We start from the raw sequence: 826 nt of genomic DNA on the forward strand, positions 1-826 counted from the left end.
CCTGGGCTCGGGCGTCCGCTCGTCGACACGCTGCAAGGGTCAACGATCAAGAATCTCAAGGAGCTGCGGCCGAGGTCGGGCCGCGACATCGCGATCCGGATGATCTTCGCTTTCGACCCCTGGTCACAGGCGGTGTTGTTGGTAGCCGGCAATAAGGCCGGCGACTGGTCACGGTGGTACAAGACTGCGATCCCCACGGCAGAGGTCGCATACGACAGGTGGCTGGCCTTCGAGAGGAAACGGCGGGAGGGCTCATGACCGAGTTCCATGACTGGGATGACATTCGCGCCGAGCTGCACGACGGTGACGATGAGGCGCTTGCCGCCGAGCGGGCGCGCACGGAATCCTGGGTCAGCGCGTTCCACCTTGGCGAGGAGCGCAAGCGGCTAGGGCTGACCCAGCGTCAGGTAGCCGAGTTGATGGGCGTCTCACCGGGCCGGGTGAGCCAGATCGAGAACGGTGACTTTGACGTCAACGAGGTTGCGACGCTGAGCCGGTATGCCCGGGCGCTGGGTGCCCGCATGCGGATCATTTTCGACTACGGCAACGATCTTCGCCAGATCGCCTGAGGCGCTGCCGGCACAGGTCACCGCCTGCCCGTCCGCGTCTGGTTGGCTGCGGAGCAGCCGACTTGCCACGAGCGCGGACATCAGGGTCGGCGTCTTGAACGAGATGCGGCGTTCGACGGCTCGGAGCACGGACGACATCTTCGCCATAAATGATCAAGTCGGGAAGTTCTGATCGTTTCCAATTGCAGTACTAGAGATCAAAAAGCCCAGAGCCCTGCGCCGTGTGATCGACTGCGGGGCTCTGGCCTGCCTCAACC

2 protein-coding genes are annotated in these 826 nt (G+C 63.7%); both read left to right on the forward strand.

Annotated features, from left to right (window positions below; genetic code table 11):
* A partial coding sequence (locus U9978_RS19925; protein ID WP_322762658.1) for a type II toxin-antitoxin system RelE/ParE family toxin occupies positions 1-258 on the forward strand: 258 nt, incomplete at its 5' end.
* Entirely contained in the window at positions 255-569 is a 315-nt protein-coding gene (locus U9978_RS19930; RefSeq protein WP_322762659.1) for a helix-turn-helix transcriptional regulator, read from the forward strand. The genes U9978_RS19925 and U9978_RS19930, both read left to right, overlap by 4 nt.
* Positions 570-826: the final 257 nt, after the last annotated feature.

Source organism: Protofrankia sp. Cr2 (assembly GCF_963555885.1).
Classification (GTDB): Bacteria; Actinomycetota; Actinomycetes; order Frankiales; family Frankiaceae; genus Protofrankia.

Excerpts from the sequence above, each read along its gene's own strand:
- U9978_RS19930 (WP_322762659.1), top strand. The coding sequence starts at position 255 with ATGACCGAGTTCCATGACTGGGATGACATTCGCGCCGAGCTGCACGAC.